Here is a 23,058-nt window from a genome sequence, read left to right as displayed (position 1 = left end):
TTAAACAGGTTGAAATCCCATCTCAATTGTAAGTTTACAATCAATTAACTATTGGTCATGAAGTTCTACTTCGTTTGTTTCGTATTGCGATAAAGGAGGGCATGAGCATACTAAATTTCTATCTCCTGAAGCATTATCTACCCTTCCTACGGGTGCCCAGAACTTAGCAGATTTAAGATACCCCAGAGGGTAAGCTGCCTTTTCACGAGAGTATGAATGCTCCCATTTATCAGCTGTTACCTCAAGTGCAGTATGCGGAGCGTTCTTCAAAACGTTATCGTCTTTCGGATAAATTTCCTTTGCGATTTCTTCTATTTCCTTTCTGATTTGAAGCATCGCGTCGCAAAAACGATCCAATTCTCCTTTTGACTCACTCTCTGTAGGCTCTATCATCAAAGTGCCTGCAACCGGCCAAGAAACCGTAGGAGCGTGGAATCCAAAGTCAATAAGTCGTTTCGCGATATCAGCTACTTCTACATTGGCCAAAGCTTTGAAAGGACGGCAGTCTACTACCATTTCGTGCGCAACGGTATCGTTTTTTCCTTTATAAAGGATAGAGTATGACCCACTCAATCTGGCTTTGATATAATTGGCATTTAGGATAGCATACTTCGTGGCATCCGTTACACCGTCTCTTCCCAACATCTTAATGTATCCATAAGAGATCAGAAGAATCAAGGCACTTCCGAAAGGGGCTGCAGAAACTGCACTGATATTATTGAATCCCCCTGTTTCACCTACCGAGTGACCCGGTAAAAATGGTGTCAAATGAGCCGCTACACAAATAGGTCCCATGCCGGGGCCACCTCCTCCGTGAGGAATGGCGAAGGTCTTATGAAGATTTAGGTGACAAACATCCGCACCGATGATACCCGGATTGGTTAAGCCTACCTGTGCATTCATATTGGCACCGTCCATGTATACCTGACCACCATTCTCATGGATGATCTTATTGATCTCAACGACAGATTCTTCGAATACTCCGTGTGTAGAGGGGTAGGTAATCATCAATGCAGAAAGGTGTTCGGCATTGGCTTGAGCCTTTTGACGCAAGTCCTCTACGTCAATATTCCCTTGGTCATCACACTTGACAACAACAACCTTCATACCTGCCATGACCGCGCTCGCTGGATTTGTTCCATGAGCACTTTCGGGGATCAACACAATGTTTCGGTGATCTTCACCGCGGCTATGATGATAATTTCTGATCACCATCAAACCCGAATACTCTCCTTGTGCGCCGCTGTTCGGCTGAAGCGAAACCCCTGCAAAACCTGTAATTTCGCAAAGCGCACGCTTCAAGCCCTCAAACATTTCATGGTAACCTGAAGTTTGCGTAGAAGGTGCGAAAGGGTGGATATTCGCCCACTCAGGCCAAGTGATGGGCATCAATTCGCTCGCGGCGTTGAGTTTCATCGTACACGAACCCAAGGAGATCATACTGTGCGTTAGAGAAAGATCTTTGTTTTCAAGTCTCTTAATGTAGCGCATCAACTCCGTTTCGCTGTGATACATGTTAAAAACGGGGTGCTCTAAAAAGGCACTTTCCCGCTTGAAGAAACCTTGAATGGGAGATTCAGCTCCGGCCGGGATTTCATTGGCATCTCTTCCCGATACTTGGAGAAAAATCTCATATATATCCTGAAAGTCATGACGAGAAATCGTCTCATCCAAGCTTATTCCTACATGATTGGAGTTAAAAAAGCGAAGGTTTATTTCTCTCTCATTCGCTACTTCTTCAATACCGACTTTGGTTACTCCCTCGGGCAATTCAATAAATAGCGTATCGAAGTAAACCCTGTTTTTGATTTTAAATCCCAGATTTTCTAATCCCTCAGCGAGTCTGGTGGTTTTCAGGTGAATATTTTCAGCAATGGTTTTCAGCCCAATCGGGCCGTGATACACGGCATACATGGATGCCATTACAGCCAAAAGGGCTTGGGCTGTGCAGATATTGGAAGTAGCCTTATCTCTTCTGATGTGCTGCTCTCTGGTTTGTAAGGCTAGCCTGAAAGCAGGCGCTCCATGGCTGTCTTCAGAAACTCCGATTATTCTGCCTGGGATGTGTCTTTTGAACTCTTCTTTCGTTGCAAAGAATGCAGCATGAGGACCTCCAAATCCCATCGGGACCCCAAATCGTTGCGTATTTCCTACTACCACATCCGCTCCCCACTCACCCGGAGGTGTCAAAAGAGCTAAGCTCATAAGGTCAGAGGCTACGGCTACTTTGGCACCTACCTCATGCGCTTGATTTACGAATTTACGATAGTCTTCAGCACTTCCGATTCCGTCAGGATATTGGAGCAATGCTCCAAAAAAAGAATCGGTCATATTGAAATCTTCGTGATTTCCTATGATCAACTCGATATCCATAGGCACCGCTCTGGTCTTGATGACATCAATCGTTTGCGGAAAACAGTTCTCAGAAACGAAAAAACGATTGACTCCCGCTTTTGTAGCCTGTCTTGATCGGGTAGCATAGAACATGCTCATCGCTTCAGCGGCTGCCGTGGCCTCATCCAGAAGTGAAGCATTTGCGATTTCCATCGCAGTAAAATCCATTACCATCGTTTGGAAATTAATCAAGGCTTCCAATCTTCCTTGTGCTATTTCACTTTGGTAAGGAGTGTAGGCGGTGTACCATCCCGGGTTTTCCAAAACATTTCTTTGGATAGCAGGTGGCACTATAGTGTTGTAATAGCCCATTCCGATGTAACTCCTAAAGACATCGTTTTTTTGAGCCAATGATTCCAATTCCCTTAAATACCAATGCTCGCTTCTTGAGGTTGGTAAATCCAGCGGCGCCTGAAGTCGAATGTCTGCGGGAACCGTCTTGTCAATCAATTCATCCAACGACTCATATCCGATGGTGGCCATCATTTCTTTCACTTCAGCATCTCTTGGGCCAATGTGTCTCTTAGGGAAATTTCTTAAAGGCATTATCAGTAGGTTTTTATCGTAATTCGAGGGTGCAAATATAATATGAATTGACTCAGAACGGTTTAAGTACCTTCGTGGTTCAAAACTTCTTTTAAAAATTATTCCTATGTTTTTCAGTAATCTGAAATACAGGTTGTTGTGGTTGTCTTTTGTGGTATTGGTGCAGAGTACAATCTCCTCAATCCAGGCTCAGCAAAAAGGTCAGTTGCTGCTGATGAATGGCAAGCTGATTGAGGTGGAAAATCTAAACGACACCTCTTTCACTAACCTTCAGTATCGCTTTGATAAAAATCAATTCAAAAGGCTAAGGATTGATTTGCGATCGGCCAGTAAACAGAACGACATGTACAGACTCGGTTTCGAATCTGAAAAAGGACTAGAAGTGCCTGTTGTACTTAGAGATGGAGCAATGGATAGAGATGCTGTGTTTTCATTTCAACCTACCGAAGGGGATGAGAGGGTTTATTATTTTTATGATGAGCCTCTCGGTAATGTGGCTTCGGAGGAAGAGATGCGCGCATTTGTAGTTGGAGAGCGCGATGCTCGATTTGGTGTTACCGGCAATGCTTGGTTTTACGGAGGAATGGCTGTCGGTTTGTTTACAGGATATGCCGCTCGCGGAAGTGTTTTGGCACTAGCCGTTCCGCCTTTGGCAGCTTTAACTGCCAGAATTCCGGTGGTTAAGATAAAAGAAGACCACATTCAGGATTCCAGCTATAAGTACAATGATGACTATGCCGCCGGTTACGAAACCTATGCCAGAAGCAAATACACCAGGAAAGCGCTACTGGGCAGTGCCATCGGAACTGTCGTCGGCCTTCTCTCATATGCTATTGTAGACAATAACTTTTGATTTGAAGAAAGTTCTGCTCAGCGTTCTCAGGTTTCTAGGGAAAACCAACCTTTTCATTTCAATTGCTTCACTTTTTTCCATTTTGGGTGCTTTAGGGTTTGCCGGCATTCCGCCTGATTATTCTTTGGCTTTCTTCGCTTTTTTTGCTGCTCTCTTTACTTACAACTTTCAAAGAAGAGTAGGAGATTTGAATCAAGATCACTCCTATTCCAAAACGGGTACAGCCATGATGGTTCTTGGCGCCCTGGGAATGGGCTATTATGTTTTTGAATTAGCCGTACATCAGATAATTGTTTTGGCCATTACGGGCATGATTTCCCTGGCCTATGCCTTTCCTCTATTTCCATCATCCAAAGGAAAAATCAGCCTAAGGCTAGTGCCGGGATTAAAATTGTGGACCATCGTGCTGGTATGGACACTTTCGAGTGTGATCCTTCCCGTCATGTATGCAGAACTCAGACTTTCATTTATAGCCCTTTTTGTGGTACAGCAAGCTTGTTTTGTAGCAGCACTGACTATCCCTTTCGATATTCGTGATCTACCCGTCGATTGGCCTTGGCAGAAAACAATTCCTCAAGTTCTTGGAGTCAATCAGGCGAGGAATCTTGCACTTATTTTTCTCCTCATTTCAGCCATGGCCGGGTTTATACTATTTCAATTGGGAGATATTGATCTCAATTTATTCTTGGTCCACCTCGGTGTACTTCTTCTCTCGGGCACCCTTATTTCCAAGGCCAAGACTAAAAATGATGAGCTTTATTTTTCGATTGCCATCGATGGGATGCTCATCCTCCAAGGAGCAGCTTTTGTTTTAGCCAAACAATACATTTAAAGCTTCTTTCATAGCAGCGGCGCCCTTCTTGAGATCTTCGGAGCTATGGGCTTTGGAAACAAATCCCACCTCAAAACCCGAAGGACCTATGTATACCCCTCGTTCAAGAAGCTCTCCGTGGAATGCCTTGAAATGGCTCATGCCTGTTTCATTCACTTCATCGCTGTCAGAAACCTCTTCCTTATTGGTGAATGCCACCCAAAATATAGACCCAATATGGAAAATCTTAAAAGGGTAGTTTTTTGCTGCGGCAAAATCATTAACGTCTTTGGCGAAAGATTTCGTTTTTTCCTCCAGATTTTCGTAGAATCCAGGCTCTAAGCACACTTGAATTTGAGCCTTACCCGCTGCCATGGCTACGGGATTTCCGCTTAGCGTTCCCGCTTGGTATACGGGTCCATCGGGGGCGACGCAGCTCATAATCTTATCTGACGCACCGTAAGCTCCAACGGGTAGCCCACCACCGATTATTTTTCCGAAAGCAATCAAGTCAGGTTGAATGCCGTAAAGCCCTGCGGCTCCTTCGAATCCTACTCGAAAGCCCGATATCACCTCGTCAAAAAACAAGGGGATATCTTCTCGATCGCAAACATCGCGCAAGAATTGCAAAAAGTCTTTTCCTTGTAGCAATAGACCGTTGTTAGCAGGAATCGGCTCCAATGCGATGCAGGCAATCTCCCCTTTGAATTTCGCTACGGCTTCTTCTACCGCTTCTTTATTGTGAAGCGGCAATACGATGGTTTCTTTTGTGTAAGCCTCGGGAATCCCCGCCGAAGTGGAAGTTCCGAGAGTTGCCAATCCACTTCCTGCTTTCACCATCAACGCATCGACATGACCGTGGTAGCATCCTTCAAATTTAATGATCTTGTTTCTTCCTGTATATCCACGCGCAAGCCTGATGGCCGACATGGCAGCTTCTGTCCCTGAATTAACGAAACGAATTTTCTCGATATAGCGGTGATTGCTGATAATCAATTCGGCCAACTCGTTTTCCAGGCGAGTAGGAGCTCCAAATGAGGTTCCGAGTTTTACGGTTTCAGAAACTGCCTCAATCACTTCATCGGGAGCATGACCCAAAATCAATGGGCCGTATGAGCAGCAAAAGTCAAGAAATTCGTTTCCATCGGCATCCGTGATTTTACTTCCTTTAGCCTTATCTATGAAAAGCGGATTTCCGCCAACGGCTTTAAATGCTCTTACAGGGCTGTTTACACCACCCGGAAATAGGGTTTTTGCTTTCTTGAATAATTTGGCAGATTCTTCTCTTTGCATATCAGATACTCTCTTTTCTTGGTCGGTTTGACGAATGACCTTAATTTGCGGCAAATTTAACGCTTCACGCAACATGAACCACCTTCAGGAAAAAGCGCGAAAACTTGATGCTGCAGATGAGCTGGCATCCTTTCGCGATGCCTTTCATATACCCAAACATCATTCGGGCACTACTGTTTACTTTACAGGAAATAGTTTGGGCCTTCAGCCAAAAAGGGCTAAAAAAATACTACTCGAAGAACTCGACGATTGGGCTGACTACGGCGTGGAAGGTCATTTCGAAGCGCGAAGGCCTTGGGTAAATTATCACGAACAGCTAATGAAGCCAGCGGCGGATTTAGTCGGCGCAAAGCCTCAAGAAGTCGTACATATGAATGGCCTCACGGTCAACCTCCACCTGTTAATGGTCAGTTTTTATCGACCAAAAGGGAAAAGGTACAAGATAATTTGCGAGGCGAAAGCCTTTCCTAGCGATCAATACGCTTTGGAGTCTCAAGTGAAATTCCACGGCTACCAACCCGAAGAAGCCATCATTGAAGTAGAGCCTCGAGAAGGCGAACACCTCATCAGGGAAGAAGATATTATTTCGGCCATCGAAGAAAATGCCGACGAACTTGCTCTGGTATTTTGGGGTGGAGTAAATTACTATACAGGTCAATTTTTTGATTTGAAATCCATCGCTGAAGCAGGCCATAAGGCAGGTGCTATCGTCGGATACGATTTGGCCCATGCTGCAGGAAATGTTCCTCTCGATCTGCACGATTGGAATGTGGACTTCGCAGCTTGGTGTACATACAAATACCTGAATTCAGGACCAGGTTCAGTATCGGGAATATTCGTCCACGAAAAGCACGCAAACGATTTCGACTTGCCTCGATTTGCAGGATGGTGGGGTCACGACAAGAATGCGCGATTCAAGATGGACAAAGGCTTCGAGCCCATGTCGGGAGCAGAGGGATGGCAGTTAAGCAATGCTCCGATCTTTGTGATGGCGCCCCATTTAGCTTCTTTGGAAGTTTTTCACCAAGCGGGATTTGACCGCATGCGTAAAAAGAGCTTGACCTTAACGGCATTTCTTCAAGAGGTTATAGAGGCTGTAGCCAAAGAGCATGATGCTCATATCGAAATCATTACACCCGCAGAACCAGATCGAAGAGGCTGTCAATTGAGTCTCTTGGCTCACGGTCGAGGAAAAGAACTTTTCAACTTTTTACAGGATCGAGGTGTTTTTGCTGATTGGAGGGAGCCAAACGTTATTCGAATTGCCCCAGTACCTCTTTATAACAGTTTTTCCGATGCTTTGGAATTTGGAAAAATTCTCAGCTCGGCTTATTCAAAAAAACATTCATCATGAAAACAGCATTGGTCATTGGTGGCGGTCTTGTGGGATCACTTCATGCCGCAAATCTTGCCCGAAGAGGCTTAAAAGTAAAAGTGATAGAGCGTCGTCCGGACCTTCGTGGAGTGGAGCTTCAGGCGGGAAAGTCCATTAATCTTGCACTGAGCACTCGCGGCTGGAAGGCTTTGGACATGATTGGCGTTTCCGAAAAGGTGAGAGAAGTGGCCATTCCGATGTATGGAAGAAGAATTCACGATCCGGAAGGAAATGTGAGTTTTCAGTCATACGGTAAAGAAGGCCAAGCCATTTACTCAGTTTCTCGAGGTGAGCTCAATTGCGTTTTGCTCGATGCTGCAGAATCATACGATGGGGTGGAAATGCGCTTCAACTGCAAATGCACGGGTGTAGACTTCGAAAAAAGCATTGCTTATTTTCAAGATTATAAAACAGGTGAGGAGTTCGAAGAAAAAGCAGATTTAATCTTCGGAACGGATGGTGCATTTTCTGCCGTCCGCGCTGATATGCAAAAGACGCAGCGATTCAACTATCAACAAGAGTTTATTCCACATGGCTACCGAGAGCTTTTGCTTCCCGCAAATGATGACGGAACCTACGCCATGGACAAAAACGCTTTGCACATATGGCCGCGCGGTGGATATATGCTCATTGCACTTCCCAATCCCGACGGGAGTTTTACATGTACACTCTTTATGCCATATGAAGGCGAAAATTCTTTTGCAAACCTCGATAGTGATGAGGCAATTGACGCCTTCTTCAAGAAGCAATTTCCCGATTTCTATGCAATGATGCCCGATTTGGTGGGAGATTACAAAAGTCATCCGCTTTCTGATTTGGTAATCATTCGCTGCTACCCGTGGGTGAGAGAAAACACGTGCTTGATGGGCGATTCCAGTCATGCCATTGTTCCGTTTTATGGGCAGGGGATGAATTCGGGATTTGAAGATTGCTCAGTGATGGATGAGCTTTTTGAAAAGCACAATGAAGACTGGGAAGCGACGATGAATGCATTCCAAAAAATGCGAAAGCCCGATGCAGATGCCATTGCAGAACTGGCTATGCGCAATTATGTGGAGATGCGCGACTCGGTGGCTGATCCTACTTTTATTCTCCGAAAAAAGATTGAGGCCAATCTGCATGAACATCATGGAGAAAAATGGATTCCACTCTATTCTCAGGTCACTTTTAGCCACATTCGCTACAGCGAAGCACTCGCAGAAGGAAAGAAACACGACCGCATTATGGAGGCGGTAATGGATAAAGCTGATATTTCTTCACGATGGAATTCGCCTGAAATTGAGCAAGAAGCCTTGGCGCTGGCAGGAATTAGGTAACTTTCGTGAGGCAGAATACGTAAGGGACGCACCCCTTATACACTGACTTGAAACTGCACGAAATGTCGAGACTCTTTATATTATTGGTGTTCGCCTCCTTTCTGAGCGTTGACGGCTTTGGCCAATACAGCCATCGTCAGCATCAGGATGTTTTTCCTACTCACGGAAATTTTCAGCGTAAAGGATGGATTGTTAGCCCTGCCATTACTTACATGTTGCCTCAACTTAAGAACCCTTCGCAACGAGTATTCTTACCAGGTGGAACGGCCTACGACGTAGCTTATAATCCTGCAGGGCGTATTGGTTTGGGCCTTGAAATTGGTCGTTTTCATGTGATTGACAATTCCAGATTGATTTCTCATGTACAGCTCAACGTAGGTCTAAAAATGCTGCGTGGTGTGGAACGATTTGAAGCTACCCTTGATCCTGAAACCAATACAGGAGGAGCGGCAATAATCAGCAATGAAGGCGTATTCAGTTACTCATATGCTACAATGAGCTTTGCGGCTTCCAATATTCAGCAGTATAGTAAAACAGGCTTTTTGCAAAATACCATCGGAATAAACGGAGATTATCGAATTGCCTCAGCAATGACGTATGACACGGATAATCTACCCATTGAACTAGCAGATCCTTCACGTTTCATTTTTCAAGCGCACTACAGATTGGGATTGGGTTTTAAAATATCGTCAAACATTCTGCTAGTGCCATCTGTGGAAACGCCCATCCTGAATATTTACGAGTACGATGACCTTAAGTCGACACTTAAAATATTCAACACCCGCTACAGGCCACTTATTTTCAGGCTCAATGTTTACGTATTGGATAAAAAGGCTGACAGGAAATGTCCGAAGAACAAGCCTAAGCGTAAATCAGTCGAGCGACTCTTCAAGTAGAGTACTTTCCTACTAAATCCCGCGAAGAAAAGGATTGAGTCTTTTTTCTTCACCTATGGTCGTGTCTTCCATATGACCTGCGTAGACCTTCGTTTCTTCAGGTAGTGGAAGAAGCTTTTCAGCAATGGACTGCATTAAAACATCCATGCTTCCGCCCGGTAAATCAGTTCTTCCAATACTTTGCTTGAAAAGTACATCTCCTGACAAAAGCAGTGTATGCACTTTACTGTAAAATGCAATATGTCCCGGTGAATGTCCCGGTACAAATAGAATTTTCAATCTTTCTTCTCCCAAAACAATCTCGTTGCCTTCAATAAACTTGGGCTTAGGCGATGGGGTGTAATTGAGACCATACATTTCAGCGACTCTTGACACCGATGCCAAGACCATTTCTTCCTTTTTGTGAATCATCGGGTCAAGTCCATAAGTTCGATGAACGAACTCATTTCCGAAAACATGATCGATGTGGCAATGTGTGTTCAGCAAAAGAGTAGGGTTTAAACCTTCCTCCTCGATGGTTTTTTTAAGCAAGTCTTCCTCTCGTTTGTCATAACACCCCGGATCAATTATTGCGCATTCCCCGTCACTTGTAAACAACAGGTAGGTGTTTTCTTGAAATGGATTGAAGGTGAATTTGAGAACTTGAAGCATGAATTGTTGTTTACTTGCGAATGTAGGGAATTCGTGATGTTGACTGTTTTATTTTGGTAGCGATATTTGCCTTTACGAAGTAAAATATTCACCCGCGGTTTTAGTTATCTTTAATGCCTTAATGCAAATTTCTACCCGTCATCTGCTTCTTGTCGTTGCGCTGCTCCTCTCTGCGCTGGTCACCAATGGTCAGTTTTATCAAGGGTCCTATCAGGAATTTGGTAAAAATAGAGTTCAGTACAAAGACTTTTTGTGGCAACATTTCCGATTCCAAGAGTTTGACACTTATTTCTACGAAGGAGGTCAAGAGCTTGCCGAATTCACGAGCAAAGTGGCTTCAAAGAATATTCATTCACTTGAAGAAGTGTTTGATTATCCCGTTCGGGATAAGATTCAATTCATCGTATACAATTCCCATTCTGACTTTAAACAGAGCAATATTGGAATCAATGGAGAGGATGAGGGGAACATTGGTGGAACTACACGGATCGTTGGATCCAAGGTCTTTATTTACTTCGAAGGCGACTACATTAAGTTTGAGCAAAATATTCGAAAGGGTATTGCCCAAGTGCTGATCAACAATAGATTATACGGTGGTAATTGGCGGGATGTTATCAAGTCGTCTACACTACTGAATTTACCCGACTGGTACATCGAGGGTTTGATTCTTTATGCTTCGCAAGCGGTTGACGATGATGCAGAAAACATCATCAGAAACGACGTGATGATGGGAGCATATGAAAAGCTGAATCGCTTGGAAGGAAGAAATGCAGCTTTTGCCGGTTATGCCCTTTGGACTTATGTGGCTCAAGTGTATGGGGAAAACATCATTCCGAATATTCTGTACATGAGTGGAGTAAGTCGAAATGTAGAGAGTGGTTTTCTTTTTGTTTTGGGTAAATCTCTGGATACCATTACCAAAGAGTTTATCGCTTATTACAGAGGTGAGTATGGCACTATGTCATTGGAGAAGACTCCAATTTCTTTAGAGAATCTTAAGCTCAAGACAAAAAAAGACAGGGTTCTGACGACCTACAAGATCAGCCCCGACGGGAGGTATGCAATTTATGTAGACAATGTCTTAGGGCAGTATCGGCTTTACCTTTATGATGTTCTTAAAGGGAAGAGGAAAAAAATACTGAAGGCTGAGCACAAGTTGCTTCGGATCCCTGATTTTAGTTTCCCCGTATTGGCTTGGCATCCTTCCTCAGGAGCTTTTACCTATGCCAAGGAATGGAGAGGGAAGTTGATGCTGTGTACTTATAATATTGAGAGTGGAAAAACGACTGAAAGGGAGGTATTCATCTTGGATGAAATCCTATCAATGAAGTATAGCCCCAATGGCCAACAACTCGTTCTTTCAGCAGTAGATAAAGGCCAAACGGATCTTTATCTCTACTACACTATTGGGAACAGACAAGAGAAATTAACCAATGACATTTTTGGTGATTTTGATCCTAGCTTTTCGAAAGATGGAGATAGAATTATTTTCACTTCGAATCGACCTGATGATACCCTCAGGACAAATCCCGACCCGATCTTACTGAGTCAGAACAGAGATGTTTTTGCTTTTGATTTAAAGTCGAGGTCCCCATACTTAGAGCGCATTACCGATACACCCGACCTGATTGAAAAAGACCCTTATCAATACCAAGGGAGACAATACACCTTCCTTGCGGATTACAAGGGGACTATGAATAGGTACGTTGCCGTCTACGATAGTGCCATCAGTCGAATTGATACGACCATTCACTATCGATTCTTTACGGTAGCAGATCCTCTTACCAATTACCCTTCGGATTTAATGGATTATACAGTTCACCCTAATTCTGGTGAATACAGTGTGCTTACGTACGCCGACAATGACTATCAATTCTATCACGGCAATATTTCGAATGACGGAGTAGCAAGGATTTCTACCGAAGGTGAAGGTGGCGAAGACAGGCCCATTGGAGAGGCTATAACAAGTCGGCCTACCAGAAGAGAAGAACTTGAGGAAGCAGACTTGATTTTTATTCCTGACGATGCAGAGGAAAATTCGCAAAAGCAAATTGATATCGATAATTATCGATTTGAGGGAGAGCCTGACTATACCTACGAGCGAGAGACAATTACCCTTTCGGAAGTTCCTTCTGATGTAGAAGAATACCGGCCTGCTGAACAAGGCTATACCGTATTGGATACTGTCCCACTTCCGGGAGCTAGGAATTACAATCTGAATTTTACTACCGACAAAGTTTTAGCCCAGCTCGATAATACCTTTATGGGGGAGTTTTATCAGCCCTTATCAGGTCCTGACGGACTAAATCCAGGCTTGGGTGGATTGGTTAAGTTAGGGGTTAGCGATCTATTTGAAGATTACAAGATTGTAGGTGGGTTTGGGATAGCCGGTAATTTTGATAACAATACTTTCATGTTGATGGGGGAGGACCTAACGCGCCGAACGGATAGGAGAATTCAGCTTTTCCGACAACAGAGTCGCTATTCTCCCAATGGTTTTAGTCTAATAGAAAACGTTACCTACCAAGGGGCATATAGGTTGAGTTTCCCAATCAATGAAGTTTTTAGTATTCGTGGTTCAGGAATGTATCGATTCGACGAATTTATTTTACTTTCTACCGATCAGTTTAATGCTCAAAGACCCAATGAAACTTCAAATTACGCTGGATTAAAAGGGGAATTGGTTTTTGACAATACACTGCCAATGGGCTTGAACCTACGTCGAGGAATGCGATGGAAAGTATGGGGTGAGTATTATATGGACCCTACCAATACCGACAGGACATTCATGACTATTGGGTTGGATTGGAGAAATTACTACCGCATTCATCGCAATTTGATTTTAGCGAGCCGCGTTGGTTGGAGCACTTCTCTCGGAGCTGAGCGGCTGGCCTTCTTTCTAGGCTCGGTGGACAATTCACTAAACCCCAGAGAAGATAATTCACTTCCTCTTGATCCCGAACAGAATTATCAATTTCAAACACGTGGAGCTCCTATGCGTGGCTTCTTTGCCAATGCCCGAAATGGTAATAGTTTTGCTGTGATCAACAATGAGCTCAGATGGCCTGTATTTAGTTACTTCTTCCAAAAGCCGTTAAAGAGTGATTTCTTGGAGAACTTTCAGATCCTTGGATTCTTCGATGTAGGTTCGGCTTGGACTGGTCCAACTCCTTATTCTGAAGAGAACAGCTTCAATAGTACAATCATTGAATCGGGAAATGTGACTATCGAAATAGAGAACAATCGCGACCCTGTTGTTTATGGCTACGGTTTCGGTCTCCGAAGTAAGCTCTTAGGCTATTTTGTTAGAGTGGATTGGGCTTGGGGTGTAGATGACGGCATCACTCTCGACCGTGTATTTTACATATCTTTAGCCATGGACTTCTAATTGGCTATTCTGCCTGAATGTCCTTCAAAAACGTTCCGAATATGATTCTTCTTGACGGCTTAGCTTCATCTGCTGATGCAGCTTTGGATGACCTTATTAAAATTCGCAGACACTTACATGCCAATCCCGAATTATCGTTTCATGAAGAAAAGACTGCTGCTTTTGTTTCCAAAAAACTGACGGAGCTTGGTATCCCGCACAAATCGGGGATAGGGGGTCATGGAATCGTAGCGGATATCGTTGGAGACAAAGATGGTAAAGTCGTCGCTGTAAGGGGCGATATGGATGCTTTACCCATTACAGAATTGAATGCTGTGACCTATGCTTCGACCAATAAGGGAGTGATGCATGCCTGTGGTCATGATGTTCATACCACCTGCATTCTTGGAGCCGCCCGACTATTGCAAGAAAGGAAATCATCTCTCAAGGGAACCGTCAGGCTGATTTTTCAGCCCGCAGAAGAGCGTATTCCTGGAGGGGCATCATTGATGATCAAGGATGGAGCATTGAAAAAGCCTGACGTGCAGCTCATTTTCGGACAGCATGTTTATCCCGATATGGAAGTCGGAAATGTTGGTTTTCGACCGGGAATGTATATGGCTTCTGCCGATGAGCTTTACATTACCATCAAGGGGAAAGGTGGTCATGCCGGGCTGCCGCATAAATGCATTGACACGATTCTACTGGCCTCGCATGTGGTGACATCCATCCAGCAACTCGTGAGTCGAAGGGCAACAGCGAGCACTCCTACTGTCGTTTCGATAGGGAAGTTCATAGGAAACGGTGCCACGAATGTGATACCTGACGAAGTAAAACTGGAAGGAACAATTCGAACGATGAATGAAAAGTGGAGATTTGAGTTGCATCAACTTCTCAACGATATGGTCTCCGGAATATGCAAATCCATGGGTGGCTTTGCCGAAGTTGAAGTCAGAGAAGGGTATCCTGCTTTGATAAACGATAATGATCTAACCCTCTGGGCAAAGAAAAAAGCCATTGAATTACTGGGGGAAGAAAGTGTTCATGATCTCGACCTTAGAATGACGGCAGAAGACTTCTCTTATTTCGCTCAGGAGATTCCTGCGTGCTTTTATCGATTGGGAACTTCCAATGCTAGCAAGGGACTTGGGGCACCACTTCACACGGGGAAATTCGATATTGACGAAGATGCTCTTCGAATAGGTTCGTCACTCATGGCTACTTTGGCAGCAAAAGCTTTAGAAGAGTTGTAGTTGAACCAAAACTCATTTTTGATTTTTCTAGTTTGGGCTGTAGCTTCTCCGCGTTTAATTCGCCACCTCACTCATAAACTTGATTCGCATCAATCGAAGCTGCTCTTCAGTGTAATCGCCTTCGAATTCTTCATAAGCTGCCCCGATATCATCCGATTCTGCTTCTAAGAAGTAGTCGTAGATGTCCTGCTGCTCTTCTTCATCGAGCATATCGTCGAGGTAGTAGTTAATGTTGATTCTGGTCCCCGAGCCTACAATGGCTTCTATCTCATCGATTACCGCATCCATTTCTTTTCCTTTGGCTCTCGCTATGTCTTCAAGCGGAAGCTTACGGTCAATGTTTTGAATGATATGGACTTTAAGCCCGGACTTGTTCACGATAGACTTCACTACCAAATCTTGTGGTCGATCAATTTCGTTTTCTTCAACGTAGCGTTTGATAAGATCTAAGAACGGAGCACCGAATTTGCGGGCTTTTCCCGCTCCTACACCTACAATGTTTGTCAGCTCTTCTGTCGTGATGGGGTATTGAGAAGCCATCTCTTGCAAAGAAGGATCTTGGAAAATCACGTAGCCTGGAAGCTCTTTCTTTTTGCTGATCTCTTTTCTCAAAGAGATTAACATTTTGTAAAGCCGATCATCCATAGCGCCCTTTCCTCCTCCGCCGTCGGAAGCATCATCTACACCGCTGTAGTCGTTCTCTTTTATTAACTCGATTGAGTAAGGTTTCTTGATGAATTTCTCTCCTTTTTCGGTGAGTTTGAGAATTCCGTACGACTCAATTTCTTTTGACAACAGGCCGCGTATTGTGGATTGTCTGATGACTGCGTTCCAAAACTTTTCATCTTCGTCTTGTCCGGCACCAAAGCATTCCAGCTCGTCATCCTTATATGTTTTTACTTCAGCTGTTTCATTACCCACCAAAACGTTGATGAGGTGATTGGCTTTATGTCGCTGCTTTGATTCTTTGACACACTCCAATAGCTGCTTGATCTGATCTTTCCCCTCGAATCGCTCCTTGGGGTGGCGACAGTTGTCGCACATATCCGTGCACTTGTCAGAATCGAACTCCTCTCCGAAGTAATGCAAAATGAATTTTCGACGGCAGAGACTAGTTTCAGCATACGAGACTATTTCTTGCAAGAGTTGTTTGCCGATTTCCATTTCAGAAACGTGCTTACCTTGAAGAAACTTCTCGAGCTTTTCAATGTCTTTATAGCTATAGAATGCCAAGCAATGACCTTCGCCCCCATCGCGTCCTGCTCTTCCCGTTTCTTGGTAATAGCTCTCAATACTCTTTGGGATATCGTGGTGAATCACATAGCGCACATCGGGTTTATCGATTCCCATTCCAAAGGCAATGGTCGCAACGATAACATCGGCATCTTCATTCAGAAAAGCATCTTGATGTCTGGACCTCATTCCCGCATCCATACCCGCATGATAAGGAAGAGCGTTGATGCCATTCACCTTGAGTGACTCAGCTACCTCCTCAACCTTCTTTCGACTGAGGCAGTATACTATTCCCGTCTTGCCTGGTCTGGCTTTTACAAACTTGATGATTTCCCGTACAACATCTTTTTTAGGGCGTACCTCGTAATAGAGGTTATGTCGATTGAAGGAATCCTTAAACACCTTCACATCTGTCATCCCTAAGTTCTTCTGGATATCTTGCTGCACCTTAGGTGTAGCAGTTGCCGTTAAGGCAATAATCGGAACGTCGGTAATTTCTTCAATAATGGCTCTTAACCTACGGTATTCAGGGCGAAAATCATGACCCCATTCAGAAATACAATGGGCCTCATCAATGGCAAAAAAGGAAACATTAGCCCCCCTCAAAAATTCTATGTAGTCGGCTTTGGTCAAACTCTCCGGGGCCATATAGAGGAGCTTTGTAACTCCGCTCATTACATCCTCCTTCACCTTTAGAACATCTGATTTGTTCAGCGAAGAGTTGAGAAAATGGGCAATGCCCTCGTTTTCGCTCGTGCCTCGGATGGCGTCAACTTGATTCTTCATCAAGGCTATAAGGGGTGAAACGACGATGGCCGTTCCTTCTTTCATCAATGCAGGGAGTTGGTAGCAAAGCGATTTGCCACCTCCCGTCGGCATGATGACGAAGGTGTGGTTTCCATTTAATACGTTCTCAATAATTTTTTCTTGCTGACCCTTGAATGAGGAGAATCCAAAATACTTAGCCAACGCCTCTTTAGGCGAAATTAATTCTGATAACATTTTCAGATATTCAGTTTACCCTTCAGTACTGTTTTCCGCACTTCTATGTTACAGGGATGTTTAGGTTTTTCAATTTACGACAATCGTTCTAAATAGCAACCTCTTAAACTAGATTTTTTCGGTAATCATTCCACTGTTAGAAAGGAGTGTTGCAATCTCGTTGCGCGAGACTAAAGCTACGAAAAAACGTATACGTGCGGAGTGAATTGTATTAGCTTTGCCTTTTCAGTAAAAAACAAGTTAAACAGGGATGGCTGACCCCAATCAAATGACATTTCTACAACACCTCGAAGAGCTGAGGTGGCGACTTATCAAGGCTTTTATCGCAATATTAATATTTGCTATAGCAGCTTTTGTGTTCAAAAGTTTCGTCTTTGATGTCTTGATTTTAGCCCCTAAAAATTCAGACTTCATCACCTATCGCTTTTTCTGTCACATGTCTGAATTGGTTGGTTTAGACGATAGTCTTTGCCTGGCTTCTTCTTTTAAATTGCAGAATATCTCCATGAGTGGTCAATTCACTTCTCATCTGCTGGTCTCGATTGTACTGGGATTTATCGTGGCCTTTCCCTATGTGTTTTATCAGTTGTGGGCCTTTATAATGCCCGGGCTTAGCGGAAGTGAAAAATCTACAGCCAGAGGTGCTGTCGTGGCAACCTCATTCTTATTTCTTATAGGAGTTAGCTTCGGTTATTTTCTTATTTCTCCGCTTTCCGTGCAATTTTTAGGAGGATATACCGTAAGCGATCAGGTGGATAATATTATCGCATTAGATTCATTTATTACTACCATTACCATGACGACGCTATCGGGTGGTTTGGTCTTCCAGTTGCCCGTAGTCATTTTCTTTTTGGCAAAACTTGGTCTGGTTACACCCGAGACATTGAGAAAGTACCGCAAGCATGCAATCGTGGGAGTCTTGATTCTTAGTGCTATCATTACTCCACCCGATGTGACCAGCCAGATATTGGTAACTTTACCTTTGATGGTGCTCTATGAGTTGAGTATACAGATAGCGCGAGTTGTCGTAAGAAAAAATAAGAGCGAGCAGGCTGCTTCTTGATTAAACGGCCTTTTTTAAAGATGCAGTCAATTGCCTCCATACCGATTATTAAGAATAGGAAGACATTTTTTTTTCTCCTCTTTCTTCTATTGATTCCGGCGATTTCTTTTGCTCAGAAAACAATCGTGTATGGTAAGGTATATGATGTTGAGACAAAGGAGAACCTTCCTTTTGTAAACGTGGCTTTTAAAGGAAGCAAGGTAGGAACTACCACTGATCTTGACGGGAATTACCGGATGGAAACCTATTATGCTGAAGATTCTTTAGTGGCTTCTTTTGTCGGATACAAGACGAAGGCATTTAAGGTACGAAGGGATGAGAGTCAGAAGATCGATTTTCCTCTGCAGGAGGGTTCCGTGAGCTTGGGTGAAATAGTGGTCAACGCGAAAGATTTTGAAAACCCTGCCCATGTTCTTCTCAAGAAAATCATCAAGAATAAGAAGATCAATAACAGAGAGAAGCTAGATGCGTATCAATACGAAACGTACAATAAGATTGAGTTTGACCTCAATAATTTGTCCGATAAATTTAAAGAGCGAAAACTCTTTAAGTCATTCGATTTCATCTTTGACAATATAGATTCTACAGGCGAAAAGGTGACTCTGCCCTTCTTTATGACGGAGACTTTGAGCGATTATTATTACCAAAGAAATCCAAAGGGTCGGAAAGAGATTATTCACGCAACGAAAGTTTCGGGAATTAATAACGAAAGTATCTCCCAGTTTCTTGGTCAGATGTACCAAGATGTCAATATCTATCAAAATTCTCTTGGGATTTTTGGAAAGAACTTCGTGAGTCCGATTTCCGATTATGGGCTGGTCTTTTACAAATACTATTTGGTCGATAGCACATATATCGACAATAAGTGGTGCTATCGGTTAGATTTTCTTCCTAAAAACGAGAGTGAGCTCGTCTTCGAAGGACACTTCTGGGTAAACGATACTACTTACGCTATCAAGGAAATTGACGCAACGATTCTGCCTTCGGCCAACATCAATTTCATTACAGACCTGCAGGTGAAGCACGAGTACGATGAGGTAGAGCCTGAGGTGTGGATGCTGACGCGCGAACAGCTAATAGCAGATTTCAGTCTCGTAAAGTCTGAAATGGGGTTTTATGGGAAGAAGGTGACAACCTACGAGGATTTTGTGATCAACAAACCCAAAGACAGCGAATTCTATTCAGGTGCTGAGAATGTCATAGTAGAAACGGAGATCAACGCCTTGGATGAATCTTTTTGGGAAGAAAACAGGCACGAAGAAATAGCAGACGAGCAGCAAGCTATTTACGATATGGTGGATAGCCTGAAGACAAACAAAGTCTTTATGACTTATGTCGACATCGTTAATTTTGTTTTTCAAGGATACTGGGTAGATGGTAAAGTGGAGTGGGGGCCGGTCTTTACGTTTTTGAGCTATAATACCGTCGAAGGTCTGAGACCTAAATTTGGGTTGCGTACCTCTAATGACTTTAGTACAAGACTAAAACTGGAAGGTTATGTGGCCTACGGAACTACTGATGAGAGGTTTAAGTACATGGTCGGTGGGCAGTACTTTTTGAGCAAGAAGCCCAGACAAACATTGGGGGTCTATTTCTCAGAAGACTACGAACTTATTGGTCAAGTACCCAATTACTTTCCGCGTGACCATATTATCCAAGTACTGACCGTTCGAAATCCGCAAGACAGACTTATTTTAAACAAGCAAGGAAGGGTATATACCGAGAGAACTTGGTTTACAGGGTTCTCTACCTTGGTGGAATTCAGACGTAGAGAATTGTCATCTGCAGGTGCTTGGAATTTTGAGCGAAACGAAGATATTGGAGGTGAGCCCCAAGTTGTCGATGTTTCTAACATAGTTAGTTCGGAGGTTTCAGTTGGGCTACGCTTTGCATTTCGCGAGAATTTTGTGGAAGGTGAATTCGAAAGGATTTCTCTTGGTAGCAATTGGCCGATCATCAATGCAAGAGTTGATTTCGGTGTTAAGGGAGTTCTCGGAAGCGACTATGAATATCAGAAGTTGACACTGACTGCCACAGACAAAATTCCATTAGGTCCCTTTGGAACCACTAAGTATTCATTGGAAGGAGGGAAAACCTGGCAAACTCTTCCTTATCCGCTACAGTTTGTTCACTCAGGTAACGAAAGTTTCTTCTACAATAGTGAAGCTTTCAATACCATGAACTTCTTCGAGTTTGTGAGTGATCGCTACGTCTCCATGCGAGCCGAACACCATTTCGAAGGTTTTTTCTTCAATAAGATTCCGCTTTTTAAGAAGCTGAAATGGAGAGAAATTGTTGGAATAAATGGGATTTACGGATCCTTTGGTCAAGTAAATACCGAAGAATTGGTATTGCCTGACTTGACATATACATTCACCGATGGACCCTTCGCTGAGGCATATCTGGGAGTGGAAAACATTTTTCGCTTTTTCAGAGTGGATGCCATTTGGCGATTAACCTATCTTGACAATCCCAATGCGCCAAAATTTGGCTTGCTTCTTGGATTCGACATCAAATTCTAGACTATTATGATTCTTCGAGCTGAAAACCTGATTAAGAAATACAAGAGCCGCGTTGTGGTTAAGGGAGTTTCCGTGCAGGTAGAACAAGGTGAAATCGTAGGCTTGCTCGGGCCAAACGGTGCAGGGAAAACTACCACCTTTTATATGACGGTGGGTTTGGTTCAGCCTAATTCTGGTAAGATATTTCTAGATAATGAAGACATTACTGACAGGGCCATGTATGAGCGCGCGCAGCTAGGCGTTGGCTACCTTCCACAGGAGCCAAGTGTTTTCAGAAAGCTCAGCGTCGAGGACAACGTAAAGGCTGTACTGGAAATGACCAAGCTGACCAAGAAAGAGCAGTCGATTAAATTGGAGTCGCTGATCGAAGAGCTTGGTTTAGGGCATGTCCGCACAAACCGTGGAGACTTTCTTTCAGGAGGCGAGCGTCGACGCACCGAAATTGCCAGGGCGCTGGCTACAGACCCAAAATTTATTCTTTTGGACGAGCCATTCGCGGGTGTAGACCCTATCGCAGTTGAAGACATTCAGTCTATCGTAGCCCAACTTAAAACTAAGAATATCGGGATTCTCATTACTGACCACAATGTTCAGGAAACGCTCTCGATTACTGACAGAGCTTATTTACTATTCGAAGGTAATATCTTAAAGTCGGGAACTGCGGAAGAGCTGGCCTCCGATGAGCAGGTGAGAAAGGTATACTTGGGGAAGAATTTCGAATTGAGAAGGAAGGTACTTTAAACCACCTCTACCTCTTCCAAATGGAACTCGAAGCGCTCCATAATCTGGTTCGCCAATAGCTTTTTACAAGCCATATCTACTTTCTTCTCCGCTTCTTCCTTGCTGTCTGCGCTTACCTTCAGTGAAATATGTTTACCTATTCTCACATTGGTAATTGCTTCCAAACCCAGGTTTTTCATACTTGCCGTTACGGCTTTTCCTTGTGGGTCCAGTAAGGCGTCTAGGGGCATGATGTCAATTTCGGCAGTAAATTCCATGGCGTTATTTCGTAATTAAAGAAAGTATGAAATACAAAAGTAGCACAATCGGGATGGATGAAAACCCAAATAGGATAAATAAGGTGAGACCTATTGCTATTAAGGCAATTTTGGATTTGTTGCCGCCCGATTCTCCAGAAAACTTCAAGGCCAGTAGTGGAATCTCTGAAACCATTAAAATTCCTAATAGGACTGAGGCAAAAGCAATCAATCCCGTCGATTCTTTAAAGTTGGTCAGGCCTGAATTGAGCGGCTCCAATTCAATAAGTCCTCCGGTGCCGACTAAGGCGATGCTCACCCAAAAAAGTGCATTGGCAGGAGTGGGCAAGCCGATAAAACCTGTAGCTTGTCGAGTGTCAATATTAAATTTCCCGAGTCGATAAGCTGAAAATGCCCCCATTAAAATGGGAATGAACAGAGCCAAAGCTTTCCAATTGAGCAGCAATTCTTTCCCGAAAACTCCATTAAATTGAAGTGCCAAAAATACAGGCGCTACACCAAAGCTGACCATATCAGCCAAGGAGTCCAACTGCTTTCCCAATTCGCCACTTACGCCTAATGCCCTTGCAGCCAGTCCATCAAAGAAATCAAAACCCGCTCCTGCAAGGATTAGCCAAGCGGCTATTTCGGGTTGATTTTGAGAACAAAAAAACAAAGACAAAACGCCCGACAATAAATTGCTCAGCGTAAGTAAATTGGGAATTTGAGATTTCAAATACATCGTCCCAAAATTAACCATTGATCGTGCAATTTTTTTAGTTGTTTCGTGTTTTACCACGGAATTGATGTTTATTTTTCGAATTATGGTTTCTCCCAAGTGGACTGTTCTGGCTATTGGTTTGTTCTTATTCTGCCTTTTTACGCAGTTGGATTCTCATGCCCAGACTAGAAAATACAGTAATGAATTCTTAAATATCGGGGTAGGAGCTCGATCGCTTGGTATGTCAGGTGCGGGTATAGCCTCAGTGGGAGATGTTACGGCGGGTTACTGGAATCCTGCAGGATTAACAGACATCAAAGCCGACTTGGACATAGCTGCGATGCACGCCGAGTACTTCGCAGGAATAGCGCAGTATGATTATGGTGCCATCGCGAAAACCATTGACAGTACTTCTGTAATAGCCCTTTCGGTGATTCGATTCGGGGTAGATGATATCCCCAACACCACTCAACTGATCAATGCTGACGGAACACTGAATTACGATAATATTACCACTTTCTCAGCGGTAGATTATGGCTTTATGGTTTCCTATGCCAAAAAACTCAAAGTGCCAGGGCTTTCACTCGGAGCCAATGTAAAAGTCGTTCACCGAATGATCGGTGATTTTGCTACCAGCTGGGGTTTCGGCCTTGATGCGGGTGTTATTTACCGCAAGGGCAATTGGCGTTTTGCTGCTATGGCCAGAGACCTTACCTCTACCTACAATGCGTGGAATTACACCCTCGATGAAGAGACAGAAGAGGTTTTCATCGCCACGGGAAATG

Annotated in this window: 17 protein-coding genes; 11 read left to right on the top strand and 6 right to left on the bottom strand. The window is 43.7% G+C overall.

Going from position 1 to position 23,058, the window contains the following annotated elements; genetic code table 11:
• Positions 1-48: 48 nt before the first annotated feature.
• The gene (gene gcvP, locus O3Q51_07055; GenBank protein MCZ4408559.1) at positions 49-2,940 is read right to left on the bottom strand and encodes an aminomethyl-transferring glycine dehydrogenase; all 2,892 of its coding nucleotides are present in this window, start codon (positions 2,938-2,940) and stop codon (positions 49-51) included.
• 106 nt (positions 2,941-3,046) lie between these two features.
• Between gcvP and O3Q51_07050 the strand changes: the two genes are divergently transcribed.
• Together O3Q51_07050 and O3Q51_07045 are read left to right on the top strand one after the other, a co-directional pair.
• Complete coding sequence (locus O3Q51_07050) at positions 3,047-3,793, top strand: hypothetical protein (GenBank protein MCZ4408558.1); 747 nt, start codon at positions 3,047-3,049, stop codon at positions 3,791-3,793.
• Position 3,794: 1 nt separating this feature from the next.
• On the top strand, positions 3,795-4,625 hold the full coding sequence (locus tag O3Q51_07045; protein ID MCZ4408557.1) for a hypothetical protein: 831 nt from the start codon (positions 3,795-3,797) through the stop codon (positions 4,623-4,625).
• Here O3Q51_07045 and hemL read toward each other — a convergent pair.
• Positions 4,605-5,951 carry a glutamate-1-semialdehyde 2,1-aminomutase gene (hemL, locus tag O3Q51_07040; protein ID MCZ4408556.1) on the bottom strand — a complete coding sequence of 449 codons (1,347 nt, stop codon included), beginning with the start codon at positions 5,949-5,951 and terminating at the stop codon, positions 4,605-4,607. The two genes, O3Q51_07045 and hemL, sit on opposite strands and share 21 nt — an antisense overlap.
• A gap of 19 nt (positions 5,952-5,970) precedes the next feature.
• Between hemL and kynU the strand changes: the two genes are divergently transcribed.
• The 3 genes from kynU to O3Q51_07025 all read left to right on the top strand — a co-directional run bounded on the left by kynU (position 5,971) and on the right by O3Q51_07025 (position 9,484).
• Positions 5,971-7,251, top strand: coding sequence for a kynureninase (gene kynU, locus O3Q51_07035; GenBank protein MCZ4408555.1), 1,281 nt, complete (start codon positions 5,971-5,973; stop codon positions 7,249-7,251).
• Entirely contained in the window at positions 7,248-8,588 is a 1,341-nt protein-coding gene (locus tag O3Q51_07030; protein MCZ4408554.1) for an NAD(P)/FAD-dependent oxidoreductase, read from the top strand. The genes kynU and O3Q51_07030 overlap by 4 nt, the downstream gene beginning before the upstream one ends.
• A 62-nt stretch (positions 8,589-8,650) precedes the next feature.
• Entirely contained in the window at positions 8,651-9,484 is an 834-nt protein-coding gene (locus O3Q51_07025; GenBank protein ID MCZ4408553.1) for a hypothetical protein, read from the top strand.
• 12 nt (positions 9,485-9,496) lie between these two features.
• Here O3Q51_07025 and O3Q51_07020 read toward each other — a convergent pair whose 3' ends face one another.
• Complete coding sequence (locus O3Q51_07020) at positions 9,497-10,135, bottom strand: MBL fold metallo-hydrolase (GenBank protein ID MCZ4408552.1); 639 nt, start codon at positions 10,133-10,135, stop codon at positions 9,497-9,499.
• Positions 10,136-10,256: 121 nt separating this feature from the next.
• Between O3Q51_07020 and O3Q51_07015 the strand changes: the two genes are divergently transcribed.
• Both O3Q51_07015 and O3Q51_07010 read left to right on the top strand, forming a co-directional pair.
• Positions 10,257-13,523: a hypothetical protein gene (locus tag O3Q51_07015; protein MCZ4408551.1), complete on the top strand. Its 3,267-nt coding sequence runs from the start codon at positions 10,257-10,259 to the stop codon at positions 13,521-13,523.
• 17 nt (positions 13,524-13,540) lie between these two features.
• Positions 13,541-14,755: a M20 family metallopeptidase gene (locus tag O3Q51_07010; protein ID MCZ4408550.1), complete on the top strand. Its 1,215-nt coding sequence runs from the start codon at positions 13,541-13,543 to the stop codon at positions 14,753-14,755.
• Positions 14,756-14,809: 54 nt separating this feature from the next.
• Here O3Q51_07010 and recQ read toward each other — a convergent pair whose 3' ends face one another.
• On the bottom strand, positions 14,810-16,990 hold the full coding sequence (gene recQ, locus O3Q51_07005) for a DNA helicase RecQ (GenBank protein ID MCZ4408549.1): 2,181 nt from the start codon (positions 16,988-16,990) through the stop codon (positions 14,810-14,812).
• Between the two features lie 268 nt (positions 16,991-17,258).
• On the opposite strand from recQ, the gene tatC reads away from it, so the two are divergent.
• From tatC to lptB, 3 genes are read left to right on the top strand one after another with little or no spacing between them, the layout of a single operon-like run.
• A complete protein-coding gene (tatC, locus tag O3Q51_07000) occupies positions 17,259-18,053 on the top strand; it encodes a twin-arginine translocase subunit TatC (GenBank protein ID MCZ4408548.1) in 795 nt (264 codons plus the stop codon).
• A 20-nt stretch (positions 18,054-18,073) separates the two neighbouring features.
• On the top strand, positions 18,074-20,575 hold the full coding sequence (locus tag O3Q51_06995) for a DUF5686 family protein (protein MCZ4408547.1): 2,502 nt from the start codon (positions 18,074-18,076) through the stop codon (positions 20,573-20,575).
• Between the two features lie 6 nt (positions 20,576-20,581).
• On the top strand, positions 20,582-21,316 hold the full coding sequence (gene lptB / locus O3Q51_06990) for an LPS export ABC transporter ATP-binding protein (protein ID MCZ4408546.1): 735 nt from the start codon (positions 20,582-20,584) through the stop codon (positions 21,314-21,316).
• Here lptB and purS read toward each other — a convergent pair.
• Both purS and pssA read right to left on the bottom strand, forming a co-directional pair.
• Positions 21,313-21,573, bottom strand: coding sequence for a phosphoribosylformylglycinamidine synthase subunit PurS (gene purS / locus O3Q51_06985; GenBank protein ID MCZ4408545.1), 261 nt, complete (start codon positions 21,571-21,573; stop codon positions 21,313-21,315). The genes lptB and purS overlap by 4 nt on opposite strands.
• Before the next feature lie 4 nt (positions 21,574-21,577).
• Positions 21,578-22,294 carry a CDP-diacylglycerol--serine O-phosphatidyltransferase gene (gene pssA, locus O3Q51_06980; protein MCZ4408544.1) on the bottom strand — a complete coding sequence of 239 codons (717 nt, stop codon included), beginning with the start codon at positions 22,292-22,294 and terminating at the stop codon, positions 21,578-21,580.
• Between the two features lie 64 nt (positions 22,295-22,358).
• Here pssA and O3Q51_06975 point away from each other — a divergent pair.
• A partial coding sequence (locus tag O3Q51_06975; GenBank protein MCZ4408543.1) for a hypothetical protein occupies positions 22,359-23,058 on the top strand: 700 nt, incomplete at its 3' end.

The organism is Cryomorphaceae bacterium 1068 (assembly GCA_027214385.1).
In the GTDB taxonomy this organism is placed as follows: domain Bacteria; phylum Bacteroidota; class Bacteroidia; order Flavobacteriales_D; family Cryomorphaceae; genus JAKVAV01.
This window is presented reverse-complemented; position numbering and strand designations above follow the sequence as displayed.